Below are 24,765 nucleotides of genomic sequence, written 5' to 3'. Positions count from 1 at the left end.
AGGAACCTCGCTCTATCTTAAAAAGTAAACAGGCTAGGTGATTGAGACTTTTTCAGTGCCATTGAACTATATTTCTCACTACAAACACGAATTTATCAATTACTGTCTACATTTCCTGCATCAACCGCAAATAGTTTTGCCGCATCTGCGTCATATTTTCCATCATTCTATTAGCCATATCTTTCTCAACATCGCTCATTTGCTGCCAAAATAAAGCCGATCGCCTCGCCATAATTGCTTCTTCCCACAACATCTCCAAAAGTTGCGCCGCCATTGGGTTTTCAGCATCAATAATCCCACACAATTGCTCGAAGGCCCGGTTGGCTTCGGTGTGAGTGCTAACATCCTGAACCAGGGTTAGGCATTTCTTGAGTTGTACGATCGGATTTTCAGAAGAGTAAGCCATAATTTCACTAAGATAAGCGACAAAATTTACACTGATACCTTTGACATTACTAGAGTTGTGACACAGCCGTAGAGTTCCCTACATACCAGCGCCAAGGCAAATCCATTCCTTGAGAAATCCCGATCCGCGTAGTTTGCACAAAATTTATTGTACCCTCCTCCACAGCTTGCTGAAAGTGATCGCTCCGGTGTTCCAACCGCAGCGGTTGGCCTGCACCCAAGGGAAAACCGCTTAAAGTTCGATCGATCTGCAGTACCTTACACAGTTTGCCAGGCCCGGCGGCGAGGCGCGATCGTTTCTTCTCAGGAATTGCAGCGAATTCTTTGGGAACCACATCTACCTGCAAAGCTCGAATCAGCACACCACTAGCAACTCCCTCTGCATCCGTCACCACGTTAAAACAGTGATACATCCCGTAGATTAAGTAAACGTAGCTCATACCCGGAGGCCCGAACATCACCTCATTGCGAGGAGTTCGCTTTCGGTAAGCGTGACAAGCGGGATCTCCCGGGCCGTAAGCTTCGGTTTCGACAATAATTCCCCGAATCGTCTCGCCGTCAGGAAACTGCCGCACCAAAGTACAGCCCAGCAAATCTGGCGCTACGCTGGTAGATGGCCGCGCCAGCCAAAAAGATTCTACAATCTGAGTATTTGCACTCACTCAACAACAGCAGGTAAATTATGGACGTTAAGTTAGTTTTAGCAGTCTTGACAGCAGTTTTCACCGTTTGCTGTCTGTTCTTCGGTACAAAAAACGGATTCTACGATACTGACAAGTATCACGGTAACGGTTCTGCTCACTAATTTTAGGCGATTGTTTGTTGCTTAAAAAAACCGCCGCCTGACTGACAGGCGGCGGTTTTTTTTTAGGAACCACAGAGGCCACAGAGGACGCAGAGAAAGAGACAAGAGAGAGCAGAAAGAATGAAAAGAAGTTGACAAATGATGAGACAGCAGATTGCTGTATTTGCTGCAATTAAGGATGAATTGTGCCATCTGGCATTTTAGCTTCTTGCAAGCTAGCATTCGAGAAGTCAGCGCATCCCATGAGGTTTAAACGCATTGTCGCTCCTCGCTCCGTTGCTTTCATATTAAAACCAACTACTGCATTTTCTAGGTTATTCTGTTCTGGAACAGCGGTGACATTAAAATCCATATTTGCTTCTTTTTCATTAGCCTCAAGGTTGAAAGTAGCGACAATCCTGCACTAACTAAATTATTTAATTTCATAAATATCCGAAAAGCTGCGGCGGCTTTCTCTGGCTGTTAAGATAATTCTACAATAATAGTGTGATCGACCTCTCCAGAATTCCCACACTAAAATTGCAGGCATCTCCCACAAGCAGTCTGGCGCAATTAAACACCGCCGGACTTATAAATCCTGCCTGCTTTCCCTCGCCAGTGCTGCTTTGAGTTTCGGACTTGCCCCCTCCGTCTGCTTCACTTTGTTGTGAGCAGTCCACAAACGGAATTTATTCTTACCAGAAGGCGCGCATTTGCCTATACCTGCAGACTGAAATAAAAGAAACTTTATTTATATCCCTGGAATGAGCAAATCTTCGAGAGATTTGAGGATGATTAATATACAAACGCAATACCGTACCTGCGCTGTTAAGTTCTCAGCAACTACTTTGGTTAAAATTGCTTTGAGACAATTAATTTAATCTAAAAACGGTTGGCAGCAGCTCAGGTTCCTCAACCTCGCCAGAACACACCCTACCTATAATCCCGACAATTCGGAGCGGTAATGAACACAATCAAACCCGAACCCAAAAGATCGCGCTTCATGGCTCTGCTGCTGACAACGCTGCTGACCTTTCCCTTTGTGAGTGCTTGCGGTTCTGACGAGCGAACTTACGCTCCCCCGCCTCCTGTTGACGATACTCGCGCTGGAGGAGTGCAAACTAATCGCGCCCCCAATCCAACGCCCCAAGCGAGAAAAGGACTGAGCAATGCTCAAAAAGTAGGGATTACTTTAGCAGGAGCAGCCGCCCTTTACTACCTCTACAACCAGCACAAAAACAAGCAACAACAGGGGCCGCAGGGAAAATATTACCTTTCCAAAAACGGTCGCGTTTACTACCGCGATGCCCAGAATCGCGCTCACTGGGTAACGCCGCCGCCTGGAGGAATTAAAGTTCCGGAGTCCGAGGCAGTGCGTTACCGCGAATTCCAGGGGTACAACAACCAAAATACCGGTCGTGACCTTACTAGCTTGCCGGAAGCTACAAGTCCTGTTCCGGCACAGTAGTCTAAGCATTTGAGATTTTAGATTGCAGGTTCCGTGACGTTCAATTAAATCTGGGATTCCCAATCTAAAACAGCCATTTTTCAACACATAAAAAAGAGGAACTTTATCATGGTAGACGGATTTTTGCGGAAGTTAAAAGATGCGATCGTCGGGCCAGACAGCGAGCAAGTCGATCCTAATGGGTATTACGAAGATGCCTCAAATCCCGGACAGTTCGGCAACCCGCGTCCGGCCAGCGAAGACCCCTACGGCGACCCGGCTGACTACGGAGAGTTCGGCAATGTGACTCCAGCCAGCGAAGACCCCTACGGCGACCCCGCAGACTACGCCGGTACCGACTACGGACAGTTCGGCAACCTGACTCCGGCCAGCGAAGACCCCTACGGCGACCCCGCAGACTACGTAGCGGATGCTGGAATGTTCGGCAACGTGAGTCCGGCCAGCGAAGACCCCTACGGAGACCCGGCGGATGAGGAAGGGTTTAGTTAACTCAGTTTGCTAGAAAAATTACCTGGTAAGCAACACCACCCCTGCGGGGGTGTTTTTTTGTTGCGAAATACCAAGAGTGAGCCAAAGATCAGCACAAGAGGGAACTCTTGAGGGGATAGAGAATATGAAACCCTTAACGGACAAGAGAATTTTTAAACGGAGAGGGTGGGATTTGAACCCACGGAACCTTGCGGTTCACCTGATTTCAAGTCAGGCGCATTCGACCACTCTGCCACCTCTCCGGGCGCATAAATTTTATCATACCAGCAAATGTCTCTAACTACAAATAGCCGCAGATTCAGCGCGCCGATAAAGAATTTGTTCTCTTTCTACCGCGAAATCTTCGCCTACCCATACCAGAGACACTTCCGACACTGCTCCATTTTCGAGCAGGACGATCGAGAAATTCCGCAATTTCGAGCACTCTCTCTCCACAATTCGCGGTACGCTGGCCGCATTCAAATACACCGTACCCTCCGCACTCACCTCCAGCGACTTCCGCAACTCGTGCTTCGTGTGCCGCAGTTTGTGGTGCATATGACCAAAAGTTACCAGAGGTATGTGCTTCCCATAACTCCGAGTTCGATCGATCGCCTCCGCAAAATCTGGGTCGCCCCAATCCCCTCCCAACGGCTTCCAATCTCGCCCGCAGGGGTCTTCAGGAGCCTCTCCTAACCCCGTCGGGCCCGTGTGACCCAAAAAAATCACATTTTCGCAATCAGCCTCCGCCGCAGCCGCTGCAATGCGCCGCGCCGACTCCTCAAAACTTTCTACCCCAAACCACTCCGAGTAAAAATCCCCGTACTTCCACTCCGATCCCCCCCAAGTAAACGGGCGGCTTCCCACCACAGTTACGCCCAATTCGGGAAAATCCCGTTTCCCGTAACCGACGTGAGCTTCTCCCATTAAATCTAACTGCTGTTTTACCCAATTTTCTTGAGTGCGATCGTAAGGGCACTGACTGCGGCCCCACTCAGTCGCCGTGTACCAAGCGTCGTGGTTCCCAAACACCGCTGCTTTCGGAATGTCCAATTGGGCGATCGCCCGCACCACCTCCACCGACTCATTGCCAAAATCCCCCACAAACAGCACCAAATCAACGTCCAGATGCTTTAGGGCTTCGCCGTCTTCAGGTTCCCAGTGATCGTGAACGTCCCCCACCACCGCAATTTTGATAGATTTAGCTTGATTCATGTGATTTGTCATGTGCGATCGATCCCTAGCCCCTTCTTACTCAGCATAAGAAACAGCGACCTATTTTTGCACTCTCCCGCAGCATATTTTGGATTTGAGATTTGAGATTTTAGATTGGCTCCACTGAACAGCCAGCACTTTTTGGTGAATTCAACTATAATTCAAAATACACTTTAGCTGTCTTCGCCACCTTCCCCGGAATATTCTAACTGTGTTTACCACCGCACCTGCTCCGAACTTTACTCAAACCCGACTGCCCGACGACTTGTTTGCAGCAATTAACGCCCTCAAACAAGAGTTGAACGCCGTCATTCTCGCCCACTATTACCAAGACTCCGAGATTCAAGACATTGCAGACTTCATTGGCGACTCCCTAGAACTTGCCCGCAAAGCCGCCAACACCAGCGCCGATGTCATAGTTTTTGCCGGAGTTCATTTCATGGCCGAAACCGCAAAAATTCTCAATCCCGACAAATTAGTATTGTTGCCAGACTTAAATGCTGGGTGTTCCCTCGCCGACAGTTGCCCTCCCGAAGCCTTTGCAGCTTTCAAAGCGGCTAGGCCAGGACATTTGGTAATTTCCTACATTAATTGTACCGCCGCAATTAAGGCAATGAGCGATATAATTTGCACCAGTTCTAACGCGGTTAAAATTGTCAACCAAATTCCAGAAAATCAGCCGATAATTTTTGGGCCCGATCGCAATCTCGGCCGCTACGTCATGGAACAAACTGGCAGAAACATGGAGATTTGGCAAGGAGCCTGCATCGTCCACGAAAACTTCTCAGAAAAAAAGATAGTTCAACTCAAAATCGAAAATCCCGAAGCCGAAATAATTGCCCACCCAGAATGCGAACCTCCCGTGCTGCGCCACGCTAATTACATCGGCTCCACCACCGCTTTGCTCAAATATTCTCAAGCTAGTTCCAGCCAAGCTTTTATTGTCGCGACTGAACCGGGAATCATTCACCAAATGCAAAAGCAAGCTCCGCACAAACGCTTCATCCCCGCTCCTTCAACCAATAATAACTGTGCTTGCAACGAATGCCCGCACATGAGATTAAATACCTTGGAAAAATTGTATCTATCCCTAAAAAATCAAACTCCTGAAATTACGATGCCCCTAGATATTCAACTAGCAGCCTTGCAGCCGATTCAGCGAATGCTAGAAATGAGCTAACCGCTGGCTATTTTTAAGTAAATCTATTGTAGGCTGGGTTGGGCGCGACGATTAAGTTAAGCCATCGCCTAACCCACCAACATCGATCGGCAATTCGTGGATCAGTTGTCCACTCTTTCTCTTCTCTTCCTCTGCGGTGGCTGCCTTTAAAACTCAGGAACGATAAATGATGCCCGAAAAACTGATTGTTTTCACCCGCTATCCCGAACCGGGAACAACCAAAACTCGACTAATTCCGGTGCTGGGAAAAACAGGCGCTGCCAACCTTCACCGCTTGATGGCCCAACGGACGATCGCCTGCGCTCTCTCTCTCGAAAAATCCCGCCGATTATCGGTAGAAATTCACCGAGTCGGCGGCAGCCAACAACTGATGCAAGAGTGGCTGGGAAGTGATATTTCTTGTCAAAATCAAATAGACGGCGATTTGGGCGCAAGAATGACAGCAGCGTTTGAAAAGTCTTTTAATTCAGGGGTTGAGAAAACTGCAATTATCGGCACTGATTGTCCTGATTTGAAAGCAGAAATCATGGCACAAGCTTTTGAGGAATTGAGCCAGCACGATTTAGTTTTGGGCCCGGCACAAGACGGAGGTTATTATCTGATCGGACTGCGGCGATCGATACCGGAATTGTTCGCTGGCATTCACTGGGGAACCAGTGAAGTATTTGCTTGTACGCGGGCGATCGCCAAAAAACTAGACCTCAATATTGCTTATCTTCCCACTCTTGCAGATATCGATCGACCGGAGGACTTGCTCGGTTTAGATATTAATATATTGAAAGAACTAAAGTCTATTTAATGTTTATCAATTATTAGGAATTCTCATGTATAATTTGACAAAAATACTTGATTTTGAAACCAGAACGTCATAATATAGTAATTGTATTTGTCTAACCAAATGCTGAATATCAGTAGCAGTTAGACAGCGCTTGGGACAATAGTCCCAGGCGCGAGAAAAAGCCAAAAATTAGCACATAAATGAGCAACTAACAGCTCTGCTTTGTACGAAACCCGCCCTTCCAGATGAAAGCCCAATGTAGGCGCGGGCCCGGCGTAAAAAATTAGCAACTAACAGTTTTGTTTTGTAGAAAACTCACCCTCCCACGTTAAGACCCAATGTAGGGCGATCACGGTGTAAGAAATTGGCCAAATAACAGATAAGCTTGGTACAAAACCCCTCTCTCTCATGGGGTGCTTAATTCTGTATGTCGCCAGAAAATCCCAATCTCAAAATTTCCATTATCATTCCAGTTTTAAATGAAGCATCTACAATTGCCCCAGTCATCTCCACCGCCCTTGAGGCAAAAAATGTCGAAATAATTGTCGCCGACGGCGGCAGCAGCGACGGTACAGCAGATATAGCCAAATCTTTGGGCGTGCGAGTTATCTCCACCGCCCCAGGCCGCGCCACCCAAATGAATGCAGGTGCCGCCGCTGCTACTGGAGATATCCTCCTGTTTCTCCACGCAGACACTCTTTTGCCTCGCGGGTACGACTCTTGCGCGCGTCGGACGCTAGCTAACCCGTCTGCAGTAGCAGGGGCCTTTGAACTCAAGATTGACGCCTGCAGGCTCAGCCTCCGGCTGCTAGAAACAGCGGTAAACTGGCGATCGAACTTTTTACAAATGCCCTATGGCGACCAAGCCATTTTCCTCCACGCAGCTACCTTTGACAAAATTGGCGGTTTTCCCGACTTGCCCCTGATGGAAGACTTTGAATTCGTGCGTCGGTTGAAAAAACAAGGCCACATTGAAATAGTACCCCAGCCAGTGCTGACCTCCGCCCGTCGGTGGCAGCAGCTTGGAGTCATCAAAACCACCGCCATTAATCAAATAGTAATCATCGCTTATTTCCTGGGAGTGTCGCCCGATCGACTCGCTTTCTGGTATAAGAGGCAAAAGAAAAATTCTTCCAAAAACTAAAGAATAGTGAACTTTTCTAAAGCTCGCCGTTAATTATGTAAATAGGAAACACGTCCCTGCGTAAAATATGACTTGAACGCCTCAAATTTTACGCACAGCGAGGACAAACAGAATATGGCCGATCCCAGAGATGCAGAGCTTATTAAACCCTTTAACGGCGACCCGTTCACGGGTCATCTAGCAACTCCCATCAGTGCTTCTGATTTCACAAAAGCATTTATTGGGAACTTGCCCGCCTACCGCAAAGGACTCTCGCCCCTAATTCGAGGCCTAGAAATCGGTTTGGCACACGGTTATTTCCTCGTCGGCCCCGAAATCGTCTTCGGACCCCTGCGGGATTATCCAGAAGCAGCTAATCTCGGGGGATTATATACAGCCCTCGTCTTAGTTCTGCTGGGCACACTAGGTATGTCTGCTTACGGTTTAGTCTCTTTCAAACAAGACAACACCAGCTACCCTAGCGCTAATCCCATGACCCCTGATGCCCTCAGAAATGCTGAGGGGTGGAGCCAGCTTACCGGGGGTTTCTTCATTGGTGGAATGGGTGGTGTCTTTGTTGCCTACTTCTTACTCGAAAACTTTAACGGCGTTGATGCCATTTTCCGGGGTTTAGTCAACAATTAGACTCGACTCCCAAATATCCCTGTTGGAACACACTAACTTTAGTTTGGAGAATTTGATATGACAGGTTCCTACGCTGCCTCTTTCTTGCCTTGGATTTTGATTCCCCTAATTACCTGGGTGATGCCGGTGGTGGTAATGGGTTTGTTGTTTATCTACATTGAAAGCGACGCCTGATCCTTACCCCGAAAGTAAGACCTAAGTTGCAAAGCCGAAGTAAGACAATTGATCAATAATTGCTCTGACATTTCTAGATTTATCTAGGGAAAATCAGCAAAAATTGTTTTGAGATTGCTGGCTATCAGAAAACTTAGTTTCTTTACCCCCATCCCCAGAATTGATCTGTGGAGCAATCTTTCAGTTTTCTTCCTTCAAAACTCGTAATTGCAAAAAAATCCTCTGCCTGCAGGCAGAGGATTTTTTTGCAAAGAAGACAAATCATCCGCTTAGAACACACAAATTGCCAAATTCTAAGCCACAATTGTTATGGAAACCTACTAATGAGGAGACAGCGATGCAATTTTTCCCCGCACGCCGCATCTTAGCTCCATTCCTGATATCGGTACTGCTGCTGGTGACCGCCTGCGGCCAAACCCAAGCCCCATCACGCTGGGACAAAGCCCAGGAGGAAAGCACCCAAAAACCTGGTAAAGCACAGCAGACAACTGCTGATAAATCAAGTGCTAGTAATCAAAACCTTCCCAATAAGGCAGTTGCAGGCGGTAAGTTAAATAAATACTTCCCATCTTCTGGGGCTGGATTCGATCGCGTTTTTGCTCAAGAAAAATCCGGTTTTGCTGAAGCTAAGTTGAACAAAGACGGTAAAAATGTCGCGGTGCTCTCGATTAACGACATCGCCGGCAACCCCAGCGCAGCTACAAAATTTAAGCAAAGTACCAAGCAAATTGCCGGCTATCCCGCCGTTAATCAGGGTGCTAATATCACCGCTGTTTTAGTAGCAAATCGCTATCAGGTGAAAGTTCAATCCCGCAATCCCTCTTTTACCGCCAGCGATAGGGAAGCTTGGCTGTCAAAATTTAACCTGGGCGGCCTCGCCCGCCTCAAGTAGCAATGTCTTTTGTCCAACTCCGCGCCCGACTCAAGTCTGGCGGTATCAGAACTAAGTCTGCCACAATGAGGCTGTGAAGTTTTGCAATCTGCCAAAAGTAATACCTTTGATTTTCGTTTCAGCATAAGGAGTTTTTTGTGAGCAAAACAGTCTTTGAATTAGTCGATCAACTGCCTCAAGACAACATGACTGTCAAAGCGCTGCGAGCGCTTGACTTTGTGGTTCCCGGCGAGTGGAACAATTTAGTTGGCTTTGAAAATACCATTCGCACCGTTACTGGGGAAACAGACGAAGAACTGATCCAGCAAATTGGCGAGCGTGCGATCTACCTCTACAACGATAAATCTGAGGGCTACCAGCGCGCTCTTTGGCTCTACCAAACTATTGACAACGCCGACAAGGCTTTGGGCACTGCCGCCCTCGCTAATAAGGTTGCGGAAAATGTCTCGTTTTTGTCGTTCCTTGGCAATATCACTCCCAAGGCTGAAAAAGCTCAAACGATCGACCTTTCTCTGAAGTTAGTCACTGAGTTGCTCGCTTTTTGCCAAATCAACGGCATTCCCGGCGACAGCATCGGCGATTTTGCCGCATCCTTGGGCGACTACGGCGGCGAATCCCTGATGCGGATGGCTGCTTTGGTTTGCTTTGATGGTTTGATTCCTTTGGGCCCAGACTTTATCATGGCAACTCAGTCTTGGATTCAAAAGCTCTCTCCTAGTGATTTGCAAGATAATTCGGCCTTTAAGTCGATCGGTGGCATGATTCCTGGGGGCTCTCCCGCAGGCCAACTCGGCTTTATCGGCGAAAGCTTTAACTCGGTTTCCGGCTGGATGAGCTCTTTTGTGGGCGATCGGGGTTTGACTCCCCAAAACGTACTCGGCCACTTGCAGAATTTTGTAGAAATTTCTGCTGACAAGGTGGACTACGTGGGCGCATTCCTCGACATGACTACCAACTACTACGAACACACCGGTGTTCAAACTCTCGCCCGCCGTTTGATTGAACGAGCTGTCGCTGAGATTTAGAATAACCAAAGGAGTTGTGATGTTTGCCGGCGATCGCCCTCTGAGAGTGTTTTGAGTTCAAATTTTTTTGACTAGCAATTCTCTCTCTGTTGGTTTTCGATAAAAAGTGTGCGCCATCAAGAAAGTCGATCGCCCGCTTGCTCAACTCCCAACTCCTTACCGGATCATTTTTAACAGGAAGCCTTAATGTCAGAAGAACCGAAAAATCCTACTGCTGGCGAATCGGAAACTCCCAGTGCGTCGATCGATCACGCCCCGAGTTCCGACACAGCCGAGACAACCAACCTTCCCAGCACTGACAAGCCTGAGCCGGCTGCTAAAAAGCCCGCCGCCAAGGCCGAAGGCGACAAGCCCCCAGCTAAAGCTAAAAAGGAAAAAGCACCTGCTGTTGAAGACAAGCCCTTTGCGGAATTTATTCAACAAGATTATTTACCGGCCTTGCAAACTGCTTTGACTAAGCAGGGCGTTAAGGATTTAGAGGTGAGTTTGGCAAAGCAAAAACTCCCAGTGGCGGGCATGAGTTCCGCCGGGGATTGCTGGCAGGTAATTGGGAAATTCCAAGAAGGTCAGCGCCAATTTAACCTATATTTTCCTCAAGAAAATATTCAAAGTCAACGGGCGTTTTCCTGCGCTGAAAATAATACCAAAACAAGCACTTTAGAGCCTTTTTTGATAGATGAGCGCAAGGTAACACTAGACCTCATGGTGTTTGGCGTCGTCCAGCGGCTTAACGCTCAAAAATGGCTAAATCTTAATTAGTTAATTGGGAATTGGGAATTGGGAATCGGGAATTGGGCATTGGTAATTGATAACATCATGTCCGGGTAATCCTGATAATTATTGTCCAGTGCGAGGGTCTCGCTCGCGAGCTAGAAGCTCGCACTGTAGCCGTAATCGATTGACCGGACATAATATAATTGGTAATTGCTGATGCCAATAAGATGGTTTTTCGGAGATGCCCAATGCCCAATGCCCAATGCCCAATGCCCAATGACTATTGACTGCTGACTAATGACAAATTTTCTTCGGATTTTGTCAAAAAATTGCGAGCTTGTATAATCCCGTAAAGGTTAACATCGGTTTCTAACAAACAAGCATGACCGCTGTTAGCCAGCAACACCATTTCAGCTTTGGGAATTACCTTGACTAAAAGCTTCGCTTCTACTAGGGAAGGCAGAAGCCGATCGGCACCGCTAGCAATTACTAGCGTCGGCTGCTTGATGCCACGCAACTGATTTTCGTCAACATTAAACGATCGCACTAACGCCAATCTCCACACAGACGTATTTTGCGGTACTGCTTGCATCGCTTCTAGCAAAGCTCGCCGCTCGTCGCGCCCAATCTTTCCTAATGATGCTAATATCGGCAATAAACCGATTACTGACAGCGGATAAAGGTTAGCCGGCAGCCACTGAGTCAGGTACGATCCCCACTGTACCCAAGGCTGCTGTCGAAACGAAGAAGCTGGATTGACTAAAATTAATCTATCGCACAATTGAGGAGCTTCTAAAACAGTTTTCATCGCTAAACAGCCCCCAAATGACTCGCCGCACAGATAAACCGGCCGCTTCGGCTTTCCGGCTTGCTTTTCTGCTTCTATTAAGGCAATTGTTTCGCTAACCAGTACGTCCCAACTAGCCATGTCGTCAGCCGGTACAGTTAAGCAGCGAATATCGAAATGATTTGCTAATTTAGAAATTTGCGACCGCAGCAGCAAACCGCTGCCATCCATACCGGGCAGAAATACAAATAAAGGGCGATCGGGTTTCGGCGGTTTGGGGGTTAGGAAACGAATCTTGTTGTTAGCATTTGCCATGATTCAAGTCAATCGATTTTAGATTTTAGATTTTAAATGGGAAATCTGACACCAGCCAATAGTCAACAGTCAACAGCCAACAAAGTTACAAACAACGTCGTTGGAGTAATTCTGCAATTTCTCCCTGACAGTGGTTCGTGAGTTCAGCAACAACAGCTTTGGCTTTTTTGCCTCGATATTGCTGCTGTCGATCGACCGTAATCCAGTAAGGCCGACCGATTAAAACATTAACTCGTTGATAAATTATCACAGGATGCCACCCCGATCGATCGAACAGCGGTTCCGAAGGATCGAACAAACTCAACAACTTGAGAGGTACACCCGATCGTACCGAGTGTTCCTCAAAAGAACTAATCGCCACAGGCAAAACCGCCAAATCCCGCACCGGCGCCCGCAACGCCAAATGAGCAAATCCCCGCTGAAACTTCCCCACAGTATTCGGCTGAGTAAGCTTCACCATCGGTTCTGCACCCTCTGGAAACACCCCCACCATCTCCCCGCTTTGCAGCAGCGCTGTCGCTTGAGAGAAAAAATGCTGCTGTCGGTGTTCGGGTGCTTCCAGGGGGAAAGCGCCGAAAGTCGTGACAACTTCCCTCATCAGCGGAACTTGGCCCATGTAATGATGACAAGCAAAGCGGATCGATCGACCCAAAGCCGCCGTCAGCAGCACAGGATCTAAGAAACTGCGGTGATTGCTCACCACCAGAACCGGACTCTCTTGGGGAATCCGGTCTTCGCGGTACATAAACATCTGCGTTCCCAAACCAGCCAGGAAACAGCGCGAAATCAGCAATTTGCTCTCTGAAGACATGGGCGAAAAGACAGGTGCGACGCTATAAAGGTTGATTCCATTCTTGTGCAGCTTAACATTACTTTACCAAGTCGGGGTTCCCTCAAAAAGTAGACTTTCCCATCTACCTGGGCTTTATAGTTCAGGACGCATGGGATAATCAGACACTGAGTTTTTTCAATAAAAATTGCATTCGCTCCTTGAATACCGATCGAAAAAACCCAGCTTCTTTGGTATAGCAACTCCTCAGACAATTGTGGTGTAAGCTAAGAACGATCTTGTTTGTTGCAAAGCGATCGCACCACTCATGGCAAAACCCTACAGCTACGATCTACGCCAGAAAGTCATTCCAGCAATCAAGCTCGATTGCTTAAAAATTATTGCCCTATGGCTAAAGGGACAAGACCAAACAGGAAGCTTTCTAGCTTGGTTGCCAGTAGCTACTTCTCTACTTGTGGCTTCCCTGACTTTGACAAATCCAGCTCATGCCGCCAACCCGGAACACATCAAGCAACTGTTAGAAACAAAACAGTGCAAAGGTTGCGATTTAACAAACGCTCAATTAAGGGGTGCGAGTCTGGAGGGGGCTAATTTGGCAGGAGCTAACTTAGAAAATGTATATTTGTACAAAGCTAATCTTGTCAAGGCTAATCTTAGCGGTGCTAATGTCAGATCTGCTGACTTAGGAGATGTCAACATGAAAGGAATTAACCTGAGCGGTGCTGACTTGACAGATACCAATCTTAAAGGCAACGATATGACGGGCGCTAACTTAGAAAATGCCAACTTATCTGGAGCTATTTTAAAGTGTAATAAAACAACTCGAACTAGACTGACTTATGCCAACCTCAAAAAAGCTAACTTGACTAAAGCCGATCTCAAGGGAGTATCGCTTATAGGTGCAAATCTCGCAGATGCCAATCTTAGCGAGGCAAATCTGAGTCCTGACAGTTATCGTGCGGGGAACATAATCTATATTTCTCCTGCCTATCTCAGCGGTGCTAACTTGAGAAACGCCAATCTTAACAAGGCTACGTTAAATCGCGCTAATTTATATCAATAGTCCGGACAGTTTTCAATCACTAACGGCAGAATGCGGGTTTCAGCCTTCTCAGTGAGGTCAAATGCTAACGGTAGAATTAGGGTTTCAGCCTCGGTCTCAAAAACTGTCCGGAGTATTGTTATATAGAGCTAATTTGAATAATGCCATTTTAACTAACGCTAGGCTGAATGATGTTAATTTATATAGAGCTAATTTAAATAATGCCATTTTAACTAATGCTAACGTTAGTTATTCTAACTTGGAAATGGCTCAATTAACGGGAGCCGATCTAACGAAGGCTTCTCTAAGGATGGCAAACCTGGAAGGAGCAACTTTAATTAAGGCAAACCTCAGTAATGCCGATCTTGTGAAGTCCAAACTGGTTGATGCTAACCTAACAAATGCTATTTTAAAATCAGCCAGATTGGTAGATATCAACATGAGTAGAGCTAACTTAATGGGGGCAGACCTCAGCGGTGCGGAAATGAGTAAAAATAACCTCTGTGATGTCACAATGCCAGATGGCACAAAAACTAAAGAAGGTTGTGGCAACTGATATCGAACTCTAACTGTCGCCAAAAGAGAAAAGTTAAGTTGATTCATTTGATTTGAACTTGGATGGAACAATGCCGATATTCGCCCAAAAGTCGAATTCGTAAACAGCTAGATGAGTTTGATTACTTACCCCCTGCGATCGCAGATGTCTTACGCCTTGCGTCCTAACACGGGCGGTTGCTATATTGAGGGAAAGCAACAATTTATAAAGTCTTGTTGCGACTTCTGTAAAAATGCTTAAAATAGCCCCCAAACCAAGCTAGGGTAGCTAAACTGATAAATCTACAGTGGGGATTGACGCACTGTCAAAGTATTTTTGCACAAGTCTTAATAGCAATCTCGCCAGGAGCAAAATGAATAATATCCAAAACTATCGCCTTAGATGTACGCTCACCTTTGGCGACATTTACGGTCAAATCATTGTTTGGCTGATAGTCATCTTCCTAAGTCTAGCGTCGGCACTCGCCTTGTGGAGTAGCGCCCGCCAAATCTACGCCTTGGCTACCGTCGGCTTGATTTTAGTGCTGTCTCTGCCCTTCTTGCTGTTTGCTTTCGTTACAACTCTGCTAAATAACATTGAAGTGCTTGCTGTAGAACCCGGTACGGAACCTCAACCTTCTGCAACGGGAAATCAGTCGCTTCAGAACCCTGCCGAAAGCGCCGGCTAGTCCAATTTGAAATTTTAACTTTTGATTTTCCATTCAAATCAAAAGTTAAAAAACTTCCCCCTCTTTTGGTAGGAAGTTTTTTTTTGCGTCACCATAAGTTGAGCAGAACATTCAAAATAATTCAAAAAAATGCTAGAACACGACGTAATCATTGTAGGCGGCGGTTTAGCAGGTTGCCGCGCCGCAGTAGAAATTGCTCGGACTGACCCCAGTTTAAAGGTAGCTGTCGTCGCCAAAACTCACCCGATTCGATCGCACTCCGTCGCAGCCCAAGGTGGCATGGCCTCCAGCTTACAAAATGTCGATCCCGAAGACAGTTGGAAAGCCCACGCCTTCGACACAGTAAAAGGTTCAGACTATTTAGCCGACCAAGACGCGGTAGAAATCCTCACCCGCGAAGCCCCCGGTGTAGTCATAGATTTAGAACACATGGGAGTCCTCTTCTCCCGCCTCCCAGACGGCAGAATTGCCCAGCGCGCTTTCGGCGGACATTCCCACCGCCGCACCTGCTACGCCGCCGACAAAACCGGTCACGCCATCCTCCACGAATTAGTCAACAATCTGCGCCGCTGTGGAGTTCACATCTATCAGGAGTGGTATGTCACGCGCCTGATTTTGGAAGAAGGCCAAGCCAAGGGGGTAGTTATGTACCGCCTTCTAGACGGTCAAATTGAGGTTGTCCGTGCTAAGGCGGTGATGTTTGCTACGGGGGGTTACGGCCGAGTTTACAATACCACGTCGAACGATTACGCCTCCACCGGAGACGGTTTGGCGATGACGGCTTTAGCTGGATTGCCGCTGGAAGATATGGAATTCGTACAGTTTCACCCGACGGGTTTGTATCCCGTGGGAGTGTTGATTTCGGAGGCTGTGCGGGGCGAAGGCGCTTATTTGATTAATTCAGAGGGCGATCGATTTATGGCCAATTATGCCCCGTCGCGGATGGAATTAGCGCCCAGAGATATCACCTCGCGGTCAATTTCCATAGAAATTCGCGCCGGTCGAGGGATTAATGTTGATGGTAGTGCCGGCGGCCCCTTTATCTACCTCGATTTGCGACACATGGGACGCGAAAAAATTATGAGCAAAATTCCTTTTGCTTGGGAAGAAGCCCACCGTTTGTTAGGAATTGATGCCGTAAATCAGCCGATGCCCGTGCGCCCTACCGTTCACTATTCAATGGGGGGAATTCCTACTAATGTTAGCGGGCAAGTTCGCAGCAGTCCTGACAGTTTGGTAGACGGTTTCTTTGCAGCCGGGGAAGCAGCTTGCGTGTCTGTTCACGGCGCCAACCGTTTGGGCAGCAATTCACTTTTAGAATGCGTCGTTTACGGCAAAGTTACTGGCGCAACCATAGCACAATTCGTACAAAATCGCAAGTTGCCTGCCGTAGACGAACAGCGTTATATTACGGAAGCAAAAGAGCAAATTCAGGCACTTTTAGAACGTCCGGGAAAATACCGCATCAATCAAATCCGGCAGCAGTATCAAGATACTATGACTGAGTATTGTGGCGTATTTCGTAGCGCCGACTTGATGCAGGAAGGTTTAAAGAAATTGGAGGATTTAGAGCGACAATATGAGGAGGTTTACTTAGACGATAAAGGCAAGTTGTGGAATACGGAAATTGTGGAAGCTTTGGAGTTGCGGAGTTTGATAATTGTCGGAAAAATGATTTTAACTTCTGCTTTGAACCGGCAGGAAAGTCGGGGAGCTCATTCGCGGGAAGATTTTACTGAGCGCGATGATGGCAATTTCTTGAAGCATACAATGGCGTATTATTCGCCTGCGGGGATTGATTTGGCTTATATGCCGGTGGCGATTACGATGTTTGAGCCGCAGGAGAGGAAGTATTAAAAGCTAGTTTGAAATCCTTGTTCCCGTGCTGAATTTGGGAACAAGGAAAACCTTCGGAATTGAGATCGTACCATTTTATCAACAGAGTATACGGGCTGCAACCCTTATCTGATATAGTTCCTAGACCTATTCGCAACCTTCCTAGGTTAGTGACAAGACCTAAAAAGATTTTATTCGAGTGAGGAATTGTGTACGTTCGTGCACAAAAAAACCAATCGGCCGATCGCTCTGCCTGAGACTAAATTAGACAATCTTTAGTCTCTTGTAGCACTTTTAGTTATGTTTTGCTATAATTATGTCAGATATGACATATCACTAAATTGATGCGCTCTATGATTATGTGGTTAACGGATGGAATCCCAAGGCGAGAATAAAAATGTTGTTTGGTTGAGTGGCGAAGTAAAAACTCCCCCTTTTTCAACCTCAGCGCGAAGTGAGGCAGGGATATTATTAAGGAGGTTACAAAATGGAGAAATTTTAGCGATGCCTGTTTCTCGACCTATGCCAAGCATCGGCCCTCACTGCCACGAATTGCGGATCGGTGATAGTAAAGCCGATAAACAGTGGCGAATTATTTACCGAATAGACTTCGATGCTATTGTCATCGCAGATGTGTTTAAAAAAAATACTCAGAAAACGCCTAAGCCCGTAATTGAAAAGTGTCAGAGACGACTGAGCTCGTACGATAAAATCTCAGGAGGAACCTAAATTTTCAGTAATGCGGTTCAGTTAAGACTGAGTCCCCGCAGGAAGAACCCTCCTACTCCCTAAAAAAGGGGGAGCAAGAGTATTCTCTTTCGTCCCCATTCTGAAGAGGGGATGCGAGGGGGCTCTCCGGAAACAAACACTGTTAACTGAACCGTATTCAATTTTTTAGGGCTTGCACTCTTTGTGGCGCAACCGGGTTTCTGGGAATAGTCCCCTAGCTGAAGTGACTGGTTTTTGTTTTTGTTAGCCGATTTCTGTGCAATTCACATAATTAAATGAGGTAAAATTTACAATGGATCCCGTTAAACGTCAACGTTTAGAAGCAGCAGGTTGGTGCGTGGGAGATGCCGCAGACTTTCTGGAACTTTCGACCGAAGAAGTTGCTTTTATTGAGATGAAGCTGTCTCTGAGTAAACGCTTGAAGCAGCTTCGGATCGCTCAAAACCTTTCTCAAGAGAGTTTAGCTAAGAAAATCAAGTCAAGTCAGTCACGGGTAGCTAAAATTGAAGCTGGCGATCCGTCTGTTTCTCTTGATTTGATGGTAAGGACTTTGTTAGCAATCGGAGCAACACGCGAGGATGTGGCGCTGGTCATTGCTTCTCCCAACGTGGTTCTAAGTAGCTCAAAATAATATATGAGTAAAACGACACACACATCTCAATTCCAGCAAGCTCTTGAAGCTGTAGAAGTTTTATCATTAGAAGATCAAGCCATGCTTCTAGATATTCTTCAGAATCGTCTGCGACAACAGCGACGAAATGAATTACTCAAGGAAGTTGCAGAAGTTCGTCAAGAGTATGCTGAGGGCAATGTTAAATTTGGTTCGGTAGCCGATTTTATGGCGGAGTTAGATGATTGATGAAAATTGGTTGGACTCCCAAATCTATTCGTACTTTCAAAAAGTTAGTTCGTAAAAATCCTCAGCTCTAACAGTTGATAATACCCGTCAATCAACCGATAAACTTCTAATCTGCCATTATTAACTTGATAGATGCCGTAATAGGGAATTCGCATCACCCGCTCGTAAACCCAAAACTTTCCAGGTTTCGTTATTACCCCTTCATCAGTTCGAGATAAAGGAGTACGATCGCGCTCTTCATCACCGTTCCCGCTAGCAAATTCCAAAGCAATTAATGGTGCTATGTGTTCCCGCCACAACACGTAGGAACGGCGAATTAGACCGTCTAAATTAGGAGGTACATTGGGAACATAAAACCAATCAGGAGCTTCTGCACCTTTTTCCGGCGGCTCGGTTTCTCGCCAGTAAATGCCGCAGTCTTGACCGATCGCATATTGTCCGTCAGGATGCCGCTGTTGCAAAATTTGCCCGATCGAATCTGTTAAAATTAAACTTTGCGGATGCTCCTGAAAATTTTTCACAAAAGTACCGTCTGACTCTGGTAATTGAGTGTGGTCTGGAAAAGCAGGAGGTAGAACAACGCGGTCAACGCTTTGGGTCATAATTCCCTCCGAGGTCTTACATAATTGGTAATTAGTAATTGGTAGTCGGTAACAGGATGCTGGGCGCGAGGGCTTAGAAACCCGGTTTCTTCATGTATCTGTCGTCGTTCAACCAAGATTTATCGTAGAAACCGGGTTTCTTTTCCTAAGTCCTGCGTAATTAGGAAGAAAGCGAGTAGTTTTGAGTTGAAATTATTAAGTTTTTAACTTAAAAGTTTTTCACTCAAAACTCAAAACTCTTTCACTTAAAACTTTCATTAAGGTTTCGGTAGCGCGCCTTCAGGACTAGGGGAAGCGGCCGGTTCCGGAGTCGTCGTAGCTGCAGGAGAAGGCGAAGGAGTGCCACTAGCTAACTGATTAATTTGGTCTTTATAGTTAGGAGGAGCTAACTCAGTAGCTCGATCGAAAAGCGTTTTTGACTCATCTGTTTTACCCTGTTCCTTCAGCACGATCGCCTTTCCTAAAGTCGGGCGAAAATCTTTGGGATTAGCCTTAGCAGATTCGTCGTAAATTGCGATCGCCTCCTCGTAGCGCTTCTGCACAGCATAAACCTGCCCCAAAATCAACTGCACTGAAGTTACATCCACACTTTCCGGTTTCGCCAGATTTGCAGCCGGAGCCGCCTTCAGCGTATCTTGCAGCAGTCCGATCGCAGCTTCCGGCCGCTGCTGCACCAGCAGCAAATTCACCAACCCCTGCAAAGCCTTAATTTCCCCAGGCTTAGACGCTAAAATAGACCGATAAGCCTGAGCAGCCCCTTCGCGATCGCCCGTGCGTTCCTTAGCCTGAGCCAGCAAAATCCCGTATTCAGTAGTCTCAGGATTCAGCGAAGCCAACTTTTCCAAAGGAGCGATCGCATCCTTAATGTCGCCCACTCCTTGCCCGATCAACTCCAGTCGCACCTGCAATAATCCCCGCAAAGCTGTTACGTTGTCAGGTTCCCGCTGCAAAACCAATTCGTACCCCCTCGCCTGAGCTTGCAGCAACTCTGATTGCTTCTCCCCAGACTGCGCCGTTTGAGTAGGCGTTGGAGTTGACCGACTTTGCGCTTGACTGGCCTGGAGAATACTGTTTAAAATTGGCACAAGGGAAAATCCCAAAAAAGCGATGAGCGACAGCACCACCACGACAGTAATCAACCCACGACGCTTGTTTGCTTTTTCCATAATTCAACTATCCCAGCTTAAATCTACTATTTTCTAAGAATTAACGCATCGCCCAGGGGCGTCTGCCACTTAACTAGATCCATGCAACCATAAAAGTTCTTAACTTCAAAGTCCCAACGGACAAAGCAGCCTTTTACTTGCAGCTAATATGGTAACAGACCCACAACTCCATGCTAGCTAAACAATTTTGGACGCTCAGACCCGCAGCCCCAAGGACTGCGGTGTCTGTCCAATTTAGTCTGGTCAAGCTAAAAATTACCGAAAATATGGCGGATCAGGCCGTTAGGTAATTGGATTAAGTAAAATAGGCAAGCTGAATATCCTAAATGCTATTAGCCAGCAACTCCAGCTCAGCGCGATCGGCGATCGATCGGTCAGCAACTGCCAAAGTCCTTGCTCGCAAGGATTTTAGCAGCCAGCGAACCGATCTGCACTCGTAGCGTTGAAAGTTGGCGTTGACGGGTCACAACCAGACCTCCGGGCGCAAGCCCCAAGTCAGGTGCTAGTAGTTTTTAAAGCAGTTTCTTCAGTTTATTCCTAATTTCCCTTAAGGGATGTGTCTCCGCTGCAAGGAGTTTTTATGAACCCCTCTCCCAACCGGTCTTCCAAATCGTCCAAATCTACTTCAAATCGCAAGGCTCAGCCCAGCGAACTGGCCGTCAATCCGCCTAATGATACAGATTCCATTCCTGAGACACCAGACGAAAGTTCGGTGCCTTCGGCGTTGGCTGCACCTGTTGACCAAAATCAACCGGCAACGCCAACAGACGCCCCAGCGTCCAAGGATAGGCTGCAACGACCACGCTACAGTTCTGTCCTCGAAAAGGACAAAACAAAGCCACAAGACCAGCCCAGCAATGCTCCTGCACACCCGGCTCCTGCAGCGTCTTCGACACCTGTCAGCGATACTCCAGCCCTAGCAGTCGCACCGCCGGCAAACGCCGAGCCTGCAGCTAACGAAAGTCAGGCCGCTGAGGACATACCCTCCGTCATGCGCCAACATCCCATTCCCCCCCCTAGCGAACCCAGACAGTACCGAGCTGTTGGTTTGGTGCGGGGCCGCTACACGCCATCAGAAGAGCAATTCACCCGGGGTATGCTGATAGCTGCCGACGGAACTGCCATCGACGCAGTTTTGCTGGGTAGAGTCATGAGTTTAGTCAAAAATCACCTGGATCTGGAACAAGAACACCTGTGGGTGGTCTATCCCCGCACCAGGCAAGAAGACGGCAACTTGCACGCCCAGATTATGGGGGTTTGGGAGCCGGAAACGCTCAAGAAACCTCTCGAACCGTCCTCTGATGAGGAAAATCAGGAAGCAGCGGAGATTGAGGCTAGCGGCGAAGCATCGACCACATCTTTGCCTCCCTCGGAACCTGATGTTGAAGATGGCTATTTTTCGATTAGAGGTGAGGTGATTTATCAATCCCAAGACCAAGAAAAGTATGTTATCGTCAAAATCAAGCAAGCTCCCCGCAAGAATGACGACAAGATGAAGTTTTTTAAACTGAAACTTAAGGGAGATTTAGGAACAAAGGCGATCGGGTTTTTTTGGGATTTCCACGTCAAATTGAAAGCTGACAGTCTGATGATTGAGCAGGCTAATAATATTGGTGCCCTGCCGATTAAAAAGCGGAAATTCCCCCCTGGCAGCAAGCCGCCCGGTGGCTTCAAAGGAGGAGGGAAGCGTCCGTTTACTCCTAGGCCAAGCGGTGACGGTTTTCCTGTAGGGCGTCCTACCATCAAATCAGCAGCCGCACCACCGCCTGTCCCGAAGGAACCTCTTCCTAAGCCGGTTAAGAAGCCTAAGCCGATCGAGGAATAAAAGATAGTGAAAGTAAAAATGCAAGATTAAAGCTTTAAAAAAAAATAATCTTGCATTTTTACCAGAAGAGTTGAAGAACCATTAATAGGAACAGAAAAATAGATACACTAATCCTGTAAATCGCTAACTTTAGCAATTAAAATTTAGTTTCTTAAACAGTGAATACAGCTAATTTTTTTTACCCATAAAAGCCTGTAAATAGCGTAATTTATTTAGCAGCTTATCACCGATTACAGATGGAACATCCACTAAGTAGGTAGGCGTAAAAAAACCAAATTATGTTAAGATAAGTAAACACTCAAGATTTAATTTACAAAATCAACAAATATGGGCGCACGTTTAAGAGTATTTCTCAATCAAGAAGAAGACCGAACACTATTTGAATTGAGGGCGGCAACAACAGTACCTCAAAAAGTAAAAGATCGAGCACAAATTATTAGATTAAACTCCCAGGGATGTTAGGTAGAGGAGATAGCAGCTCATTTTAATTGTAGAGAGCAAACAGTTAGAGAAGTAATTCATCGGTGGGGGAAAATGGGTTTGACAGGATTATTGTCAACCAGAGGTAGAGGGGTCAAACCAAAAACCAAAAACCAAAATGGAAAGAATCAGACATTGTTCATCTAGAAGAATGTCTCAGAAATGAACCACGCAGATATAATAGTCGTCAACTTGCTCAAAAATTAGAACAAGAACGTGGGGTCAAATTAAGTCCTGACAGATTAAGACGTATCCTCAAAAAAAAAAGATTATTTGGAAACGAACCCGACCAAGCCATAAAGACAAGCAAGACCCATTACAACGCTCAATAAAACAGGCAGATCAAGATATGTTGGAGTTGGCATCGGCGGCGGGAGAAATCGATCTGAAATATCTGGATGAATCAGGTTTTTGCTTGTGGAGTCCCACTGGATATACATATTACCCAATAGGAGTGCAAAAACGGTTAGAGCAAACTAAACGAAGGGGGCGAAGACTTAGTATTTTAGGCTTGCTACAGCCGTGTGTCAGTTTCGCATATGGGTTGGCTGTCGGGAGTTTTAGCAGCAAATCATATATCACTATGATGGAAAATGAAGCACAACAAGCTGAGTTGGAAATGAAATTAACTGGACGGATCAGAGTGATAATTCAAGATAATGGTCCCATACACAAATCTCTGGATGTCCAACAAAAATGGTCTCAGTGGGAAAGCCAGGGATTGTATATTTTCTTTTTACCTAAATACTGTTCGGAAATGAACAAGATTGAACTGGAATGGCAGCAACTTAAAAATCATGAACTGGTCGGACAAATGTTTGAAGATGAACTAGATATTGCCTACGCAGTAATGGATGGAATTGAAGCGAGAGGGCAACGAGGAAATTATATAACTAATCGCTTTAAATTCAGCTCCAATTCCGCTTGTTAACATTTCTTTACTTACCTTGGTTTTTTTATACCGACCTACTTAATTGAACAAGCAAGTAAGGGCTGAAAAATAAATAGGGCTTGCTGAATAATCGATCGCATATTGCGTGGCGAAAGGTTTCGCTCGCGCGATCGAGAGTAAAGTGCAAGATAAACAGGTAAAATAGGTCAAAACCCGTGCATCACTACCTGCAATCGTGTACCGAAAAGTTGAGCTAGCCCCACAACCCCCATCCGAGTTTGAACTGCCCTTCGGAGGCAGCTTGTCACCAGATAACCGTTGGGTCAAAATGACCCAAGTAATCCCGTGGTCAGAATTTGAACCCACATTCCGCAGTTCTGGCTTTAATGACTAAGGATTATCATACATTCAGTGTAGGAAAAATATCTGTGCCTACCTTTTCTAATTTTAGTATCATTTTTTTGCGGTTTTGGCGAAATATAAGAAATTTGAATTTACAGATATTTCCCAATATATTCCTTCGGCAATATCTGAACTGATTTTCCCTAAATTAGACACTAAAATTCCGCAACATGATTGTTATGTTGCCAATTATTTGAATTTATTCAACCATATTCTCCGGTTTATTTTCCGCGTTACCCATCTTCAACTATTAAATAATATGGCTCTCCTGAACTTATGGTTATAAGTTTATCTAATCAGACCAGCAAGCTAATACGCGATTCCTAAAATTATTAAAATTAGAAAAACCATACCCTTGCCGCATTATCAACTTAATCCGATTGTTGATTCCTTCCATGACTCCACTTGTGGTGCGATGAAGAAAGTAGTTGCAAATACCCTCAAAATGATTCTCAATTGTTGATGTAGATTCTCTAAAAAATACTTGTGCATGATTTAGCCATTTTTTGATTGTGTTTTGCCCTTCTTTGACGGTCAAATTAGTCTCATATATTTCTCTAAATTTTTCTTTCATCTCATACGCAATTCGCAAACATTCGGATTTACTTAGTATCAATTCTAATTTATCAATCTGCTCTTGATTCAAATTTACTCGATTACTTAATAATAAATATTTACTTTGCCTATCTGTTATTCCGGCTGCTCTACGTAACTTATTTAAGTCTTTATTAACTACTTTCATTACATGAAAACGATCAATAATAACTTTGGCGTTTGGGAATACTTTTTTGATAACTTTAGGGAATCCTCCCCACATATCAACACTCACTTCCTCAACTTGTTCACGAACCTCAATTGGTTGTCCCATAAGGACTTCAATGATTTCTTCACAGCGATGAGAATCAATCATCTCAATTAAATTACCTTCGCCCAGGTCACTCACAAC

At 46.1% G+C, this 24,765-nt stretch carries 27 protein-coding genes, 1 tRNA gene and 3 pseudogenes; 21 read left to right on the top strand and 10 right to left on the bottom strand.

Annotated features, from left to right (window positions below; genetic code table 11):
• Positions 1-106: 106 nt before the first annotated feature.
• Together QUB37_RS26985 and QUB37_RS26980 are read right to left on the bottom strand one after the other, a co-directional pair.
• The gene (locus QUB37_RS26985) at positions 107-406 is read right to left on the bottom strand and encodes a hypothetical protein (protein ID WP_333027404.1); all 300 of its coding nucleotides are present in this window, start codon (positions 404-406) and stop codon (positions 107-109) included.
• A gap of 49 nt (positions 407-455) precedes the next feature.
• Positions 456-1,067: a DNA-3-methyladenine glycosylase gene (locus tag QUB37_RS26980; RefSeq protein ID WP_333168059.1), complete on the bottom strand. Its 612-nt coding sequence runs from the start codon at positions 1,065-1,067 to the stop codon at positions 456-458.
• 20 nt (positions 1,068-1,087) lie between these two features.
• Here QUB37_RS26980 and QUB37_RS26975 point away from each other — a divergent pair, with 20 nt between their 5' ends.
• On the top strand, positions 1,088-1,210 hold the full coding sequence (locus QUB37_RS26975) for a hypothetical protein (protein WP_006633228.1): 123 nt from the start codon (positions 1,088-1,090) through the stop codon (positions 1,208-1,210).
• A 172-nt stretch (positions 1,211-1,382) separates the two neighbouring features.
• Here the strand turns inward: QUB37_RS26975 and QUB37_RS26970 are convergent, their stop codons facing one another.
• A complete protein-coding gene (locus QUB37_RS26970; RefSeq protein WP_333168057.1) occupies positions 1,383-1,562 on the bottom strand; it encodes a hypothetical protein in 180 nt (59 codons plus the stop codon).
• Between the two features lie 591 nt (positions 1,563-2,153).
• On the opposite strand from QUB37_RS26970, the gene QUB37_RS26965 reads away from it, so the two are divergent.
• Positions 2,154-2,657 carry a hypothetical protein gene (locus QUB37_RS26965; RefSeq protein ID WP_333168055.1) on the top strand — a complete coding sequence of 168 codons (504 nt, stop codon included), beginning with the start codon at positions 2,154-2,156 and terminating at the stop codon, positions 2,655-2,657.
• Between the two features lie 108 nt (positions 2,658-2,765).
• Positions 2,766-3,146 carry a translation initiation factor gene (locus QUB37_RS26960; protein WP_333168052.1) on the top strand — a complete coding sequence of 127 codons (381 nt, stop codon included), beginning with the start codon at positions 2,766-2,768 and terminating at the stop codon, positions 3,144-3,146.
• Positions 3,147-3,303: 157 nt separating this feature from the next.
• Here QUB37_RS26960 and QUB37_RS26955 read toward each other — a convergent pair.
• A tRNA-Ser gene (locus QUB37_RS26955) sits at positions 3,304-3,388 on the bottom strand.
• 34 nt (positions 3,389-3,422) lie between these two features.
• On the bottom strand, positions 3,423-4,352 hold the full coding sequence (locus QUB37_RS26950) for a TIGR04168 family protein (RefSeq protein WP_445300062.1): 930 nt from the start codon (positions 4,350-4,352) through the stop codon (positions 3,423-3,425).
• Positions 4,353-4,551: 199 nt separating this feature from the next.
• On the opposite strand from QUB37_RS26950, the gene nadA reads away from it, so the two are divergent.
• The 8 genes from nadA to QUB37_RS26910 all read left to right on the top strand — a co-directional run bounded on the left by nadA (position 4,552) and on the right by QUB37_RS26910 (position 10,916).
• A complete protein-coding gene (nadA, locus tag QUB37_RS26945; RefSeq protein WP_333168051.1) occupies positions 4,552-5,520 on the top strand; it encodes a quinolinate synthase NadA in 969 nt (322 codons plus the stop codon).
• A 166-nt stretch (positions 5,521-5,686) separates the two neighbouring features.
• Positions 5,687-6,319, top strand: coding sequence for a TIGR04282 family arsenosugar biosynthesis glycosyltransferase (locus tag QUB37_RS26940; RefSeq protein WP_333168049.1), 633 nt, complete (start codon positions 5,687-5,689; stop codon positions 6,317-6,319).
• 406 nt (positions 6,320-6,725) lie between these two features.
• The gene (locus QUB37_RS26935; protein WP_333168047.1) at positions 6,726-7,442 is read left to right on the top strand and encodes a TIGR04283 family arsenosugar biosynthesis glycosyltransferase; all 717 of its coding nucleotides are present in this window, start codon (positions 6,726-6,728) and stop codon (positions 7,440-7,442) included.
• Positions 7,443-7,556: 114 nt separating this feature from the next.
• Positions 7,557-8,066: a photosystem I reaction center protein subunit XI gene (locus QUB37_RS26930; protein WP_333168045.1), complete on the top strand. Its 510-nt coding sequence runs from the start codon at positions 7,557-7,559 to the stop codon at positions 8,064-8,066.
• A 57-nt stretch (positions 8,067-8,123) separates the two neighbouring features.
• Complete coding sequence (locus tag QUB37_RS26925; RefSeq protein ID WP_333042098.1) at positions 8,124-8,240, top strand: photosystem I reaction center subunit VIII; 117 nt, start codon at positions 8,124-8,126, stop codon at positions 8,238-8,240.
• A gap of 337 nt (positions 8,241-8,577) precedes the next feature.
• Positions 8,578-9,132, top strand: a complete 555-nt coding sequence (locus tag QUB37_RS26920) for a hypothetical protein (RefSeq protein ID WP_333168043.1) — start codon at positions 8,578-8,580, stop codon at positions 9,130-9,132.
• 137 nt (positions 9,133-9,269) lie between these two features.
• Entirely contained in the window at positions 9,270-10,157 is an 888-nt protein-coding gene (locus QUB37_RS26915) for a hypothetical protein (RefSeq protein WP_333168041.1), read from the top strand.
• 186 nt (positions 10,158-10,343) lie between these two features.
• The gene (locus QUB37_RS26910; protein WP_333168038.1) at positions 10,344-10,916 is read left to right on the top strand and encodes a DUF2996 domain-containing protein; all 573 of its coding nucleotides are present in this window, start codon (positions 10,344-10,346) and stop codon (positions 10,914-10,916) included.
• Between the two features lie 235 nt (positions 10,917-11,151).
• Here QUB37_RS26910 and QUB37_RS26905 read toward each other — a convergent pair whose 3' ends face one another.
• Both QUB37_RS26905 and QUB37_RS26900 read right to left on the bottom strand, forming a co-directional pair.
• Positions 11,152-11,973 (bottom strand): alpha/beta hydrolase, encoded by an 822-nt coding sequence (locus QUB37_RS26905; protein ID WP_333168036.1) that lies wholly within the window; start codon positions 11,971-11,973, stop codon positions 11,152-11,154.
• Positions 11,974-12,058: 85 nt separating this feature from the next.
• Positions 12,059-12,784, bottom strand: coding sequence for a lysophospholipid acyltransferase family protein (locus QUB37_RS26900; RefSeq protein WP_333168034.1), 726 nt, complete (start codon positions 12,782-12,784; stop codon positions 12,059-12,061).
• A 286-nt stretch (positions 12,785-13,070) separates the two neighbouring features.
• On the opposite strand from QUB37_RS26900, the pseudogene QUB37_RS29935 reads away from it, so the two are divergent.
• The 8 genes and pseudogenes from QUB37_RS29935 to QUB37_RS26865 form a co-directional block, all read left to right on the top strand.
• Positions 13,071-13,187 (top strand): annotated as a pseudogene (locus tag QUB37_RS29935) (IS630 family transposase); the annotation flags it as partial.
• A 30-nt stretch (positions 13,188-13,217) separates the two neighbouring features.
• On the top strand, positions 13,218-13,826 hold the full coding sequence (locus tag QUB37_RS26895; RefSeq protein ID WP_445300063.1) for a pentapeptide repeat-containing protein: 609 nt from the start codon (positions 13,218-13,220) through the stop codon (positions 13,824-13,826).
• A gap of 61 nt (positions 13,827-13,887) precedes the next feature.
• On the top strand, positions 13,888-14,361 hold the full coding sequence (locus QUB37_RS26890; RefSeq protein ID WP_333168030.1) for a pentapeptide repeat-containing protein: 474 nt from the start codon (positions 13,888-13,890) through the stop codon (positions 14,359-14,361).
• A gap of 352 nt (positions 14,362-14,713) precedes the next feature.
• Positions 14,714-15,028 (top strand): hypothetical protein, encoded by a 315-nt coding sequence (locus QUB37_RS26885; protein ID WP_333070018.1) that lies wholly within the window; start codon positions 14,714-14,716, stop codon positions 15,026-15,028.
• A 129-nt stretch (positions 15,029-15,157) separates the two neighbouring features.
• Positions 15,158-16,885, top strand: a complete 1,728-nt coding sequence (locus QUB37_RS26880) for a succinate dehydrogenase/fumarate reductase flavoprotein subunit (protein WP_333168027.1) — start codon at positions 15,158-15,160, stop codon at positions 16,883-16,885.
• A 351-nt stretch (positions 16,886-17,236) separates the two neighbouring features.
• A complete protein-coding gene (locus QUB37_RS26875) occupies positions 17,237-17,593 on the top strand; it encodes a type II toxin-antitoxin system RelE/ParE family toxin (RefSeq protein WP_333168025.1) in 357 nt (118 codons plus the stop codon).
• Between the two features lie 292 nt (positions 17,594-17,885).
• Positions 17,886-18,224, top strand: a complete 339-nt coding sequence (locus QUB37_RS26870) for a helix-turn-helix transcriptional regulator (protein WP_333168023.1) — start codon at positions 17,886-17,888, stop codon at positions 18,222-18,224.
• A 3-nt stretch (positions 18,225-18,227) separates the two neighbouring features.
• On the top strand, positions 18,228-18,452 hold the full coding sequence (locus QUB37_RS26865) for a hypothetical protein (RefSeq protein ID WP_242720640.1): 225 nt from the start codon (positions 18,228-18,230) through the stop codon (positions 18,450-18,452).
• A 65-nt stretch (positions 18,453-18,517) separates the two neighbouring features.
• Here QUB37_RS26865 and QUB37_RS26860 read toward each other — a convergent pair.
• Both QUB37_RS26860 and QUB37_RS26855 read right to left on the bottom strand, forming a co-directional pair.
• Positions 18,518-19,054, bottom strand: a pseudogene (locus QUB37_RS26860) (Uma2 family endonuclease); the annotation flags it as partial.
• A gap of 257 nt (positions 19,055-19,311) precedes the next feature.
• Positions 19,312-20,220, bottom strand: a complete 909-nt coding sequence (locus QUB37_RS26855) for a tetratricopeptide repeat protein (protein ID WP_333168018.1) — start codon at positions 20,218-20,220, stop codon at positions 19,312-19,314.
• Between the two features lie 580 nt (positions 20,221-20,800).
• On the opposite strand from QUB37_RS26855, the gene QUB37_RS26850 reads away from it, so the two are divergent.
• Complete coding sequence (locus tag QUB37_RS26850) at positions 20,801-22,045, top strand: hypothetical protein (RefSeq protein ID WP_333168015.1); 1,245 nt, start codon at positions 20,801-20,803, stop codon at positions 22,043-22,045.
• Positions 22,046-22,372: 327 nt separating this feature from the next.
• Positions 22,373-23,456, top strand: a pseudogene (locus QUB37_RS26845) (IS630 family transposase).
• A gap of 655 nt (positions 23,457-24,111) precedes the next feature.
• Here QUB37_RS26845 and QUB37_RS26840 read toward each other — a convergent pair.
• Positions 24,112-24,765: ISL3 family transposase (locus tag QUB37_RS26840; protein WP_333168012.1), on the bottom strand; the 654-nt coding region annotated here is incomplete at its 5' end.

The sequence above is a fragment of the Microcoleus sp. AT3-A2 genome, assembly GCF_036705685.1.
Taxonomy (GTDB): Bacteria; Cyanobacteriota; Cyanobacteriia; order Cyanobacteriales; family Microcoleaceae; genus Microcoleus.
Note: the sequence above shows the minus strand (reverse complement) of the source record. Positions and strands in the feature narration are given on the sequence as shown.